This window comes from Pseudonocardia sp. EV170527-09 (genome assembly GCF_008369905.1).
In the GTDB taxonomy this organism is placed as follows: Bacteria; Actinomycetota; Actinomycetes; order Mycobacteriales; family Pseudonocardiaceae; genus Pseudonocardia.
In genome coordinates this window covers 1-1,910 of sequence record NZ_VRMC01000217.1, presented here as the reverse complement: position 1 = coordinate 1,910, position 1,910 = coordinate 1, and the positions used below count along the sequence as shown (strand labels likewise).

Here is a 1,910-nt window from a genome sequence, read left to right as displayed (position 1 = left end):
CAGCAACGACTGAACACCCGACAAGGGGGTCAGTCCCAATCCGTCGTTACGGGGTTACTCCCAACCCGCCGTTGACACCTGGCAGCGGTTCACCCCACGGGCCACAGCCAGGGCGCGGGCGGCGGTGTCGAAGTCCTCCGGCGTCTGGCCCGGGACCAGGCGCACCTTTACCTCGTCCCAAGAGGGGCCGGAGCGGACCGAGAGGATGCGGGGGAGCTGGTCGCGGCGTGGGCGCTCCCGGGGCGCGGTGGCGGTGCGGCGCAGCGGGTTGACCTGGATGACCGTCGCACCCGCCCGGTCGGGAACGGTGAGTCCGACCGAGCGCAGCCAGCGTGGCATCCGGGGTGCGTAGACAAGCCAGCGCTGCCACCAGGAGCGCAGGTGACGCCCGGCCCACCGGTCGAACGAGGGCAGCGACGCCACCCGCCACACCCCGAGCACAGCCGCGACAGCGGTGAGGGTGAGCAGCAGCGAAAGCAAGCCCCACCACCAGCACCACACGGACACGACGGTCACGGTCGTGGTGGTGCGCCAGTGCCGGACCGCCCACACAGCAGCGAGGACGAGGCCCTTGGCGGCGAACCACAGCGCGATGAACACCACGGCGGCGGTCGCGACAGCTTCCAGAACTCGCGCCAGGTAGTGACCAACCTTGTAGAGCAGGTACACGGCGACCGCAAGCAGGGCGCCGCCGACGGTGCGGATCTGGTTGACCGACAGCGGCACATCGGCCGGTGAGACAGCAGCGGTGATCACGTGCGGCCTCCCTTCCGACGGGCCGGGCGGACGGTGGACAGTGGGACCAGCGCGAGCTGGCCCAGGTGATCGGCGCAGCGACGACGGCGCGGGTCGGGCCGCTCGTACAGCGGGGTCCGGCACACCTCGCAGCGAGGCGGACGCGGGGCGGGCATGGCGCTCACGCGACATCACCGCCGACGGTCGAGACGGACAGGGTCAGCCCGGCGCGGTGCAGAACTCGGCGCTCACCTGGGGTGGTGCCGCCGGTGATGCCGTAGCGGCGTGCGGGGTCCTCGGTGGCCAGGACGTCGGTGAGGCAGGCGGCCCGGACCGGGCAGCCCCGGCACACCCGACGCGGTGTCTCGACCGAGGCGGCGCGGTCGTCGACGGGGAAGAACCGCTCGGTGTCCAGCCCCGCGCACGCGGCGTCCTCGCGCCACCGCGTGTCGGTCGACGCGGTGGGGTCGGTGATCGGGACGAGACGCAGCACCGGCCGGCCCTGGCTCGGGGCGCTCATCGGGCCACCGCCGAGGTGTCCGGGAGCCCGGGGGCGGCGGGTTCGGTGAGGCCGAGTTCGGCCCAGTTGGACATGGCCCCGGCGACGTCGGAGGTGGGGCGCCGGTCGGCGAGGGCCTGCCAGTCGTCGGCGGTGTCGTTCCAGTAGCGGGCCTGGCGCTCGTTGTCCAGGACGGCGGTGACGACGGCCTGGACATAGACGACCGGCACCTCGTGGTGGGTGGCGGTGTCGCGCTGCAGGACGGCCCACCAGCGGGCGCGGCGGGTGTGGAGCTCGGCGAGCCGACGGGCACGGGCGGCGTGGGCGAGCAGGTCCCCGGCCGGGGGGCGTGCGGTGTCGCGGATCGCGCGGTCGGTGCGGCGGAGGCCGGCCTCCACGAGACGGGCCACCGGAACCACCGTCGAGACGGTGGGGGCGGGTGCGGTGTGGGCGTTCATCTAGGGTCGGTGTCCTTCCGAACTCAGATGCCTGGCTAGGTGTGATGTCCAGGGAGGTTGTCCCGTCCGGGGGCGGTGAGTCTGGCTGACAGACGAAGGCCTCCGGTTGTGAAGTGGAGCTGTCTAGGAACCGCTTCACCCACCGGAGGCCTTCGTGTCCCACGCTAACGCCGCCCTGACCCCGCGCGCCCGGCTGCGGCTCGCTCAACTCGTCGTCG

Annotated in this window: 4 protein-coding genes; all 4 read right to left on the bottom strand. The window is 72.9% G+C overall.

What is annotated here, in order from left to right; all coding sequences use genetic code 11:
• Nucleotides 1-54: 54 nt before the first annotated feature.
• Genes FVA95_RS28500 through FVA95_RS28490 form a run of 4 tightly spaced genes read right to left on the bottom strand, consistent with a single transcriptional unit; the run spans nt 55 to nt 1,692 of the window.
• Complete coding sequence (locus FVA95_RS28500) at nt 55-756, bottom strand: hypothetical protein (protein WP_149666874.1); 702 nt, start codon at nt 754-756, stop codon at nt 55-57.
• Complete coding sequence (locus tag FVA95_RS31175) at nt 753-920, bottom strand: hypothetical protein (RefSeq protein WP_161992521.1); 168 nt, start codon at nt 918-920, stop codon at nt 753-755. The genes FVA95_RS28500 and FVA95_RS31175 overlap by 4 nt, the downstream gene beginning before the upstream one ends.
• Nucleotides 917-1,255 (bottom strand): WhiB family transcriptional regulator, encoded by a 339-nt coding sequence (locus FVA95_RS28495; RefSeq protein ID WP_149666873.1) that lies wholly within the window; start codon nt 1,253-1,255, stop codon nt 917-919. The genes FVA95_RS31175 and FVA95_RS28495 overlap by 4 nt, the downstream gene beginning before the upstream one ends.
• Nucleotides 1,252-1,692 (bottom strand): hypothetical protein, encoded by a 441-nt coding sequence (locus FVA95_RS28490; protein ID WP_149666872.1) that lies wholly within the window; start codon nt 1,690-1,692, stop codon nt 1,252-1,254. Before FVA95_RS28490 ends, FVA95_RS28495 begins: the two co-directional genes overlap by 4 nt.
• Nucleotides 1,693-1,910 lie beyond the last annotated feature (218 nt).

Excerpts from the sequence above, each read along its gene's own strand:
- FVA95_RS28490 (WP_149666872.1), bottom strand. The coding sequence starts at position 1,692 with ATGAACGCCCACACCGCACCCGCCCCCACCGTCTCGACGGTGGTTCCG.
- FVA95_RS28495 (WP_149666873.1), bottom strand. The coding sequence starts at position 1,255 with ATGAGCGCCCCGAGCCAGGGCCGGCCGGTGCTGCGTCTCGTCCCGATC.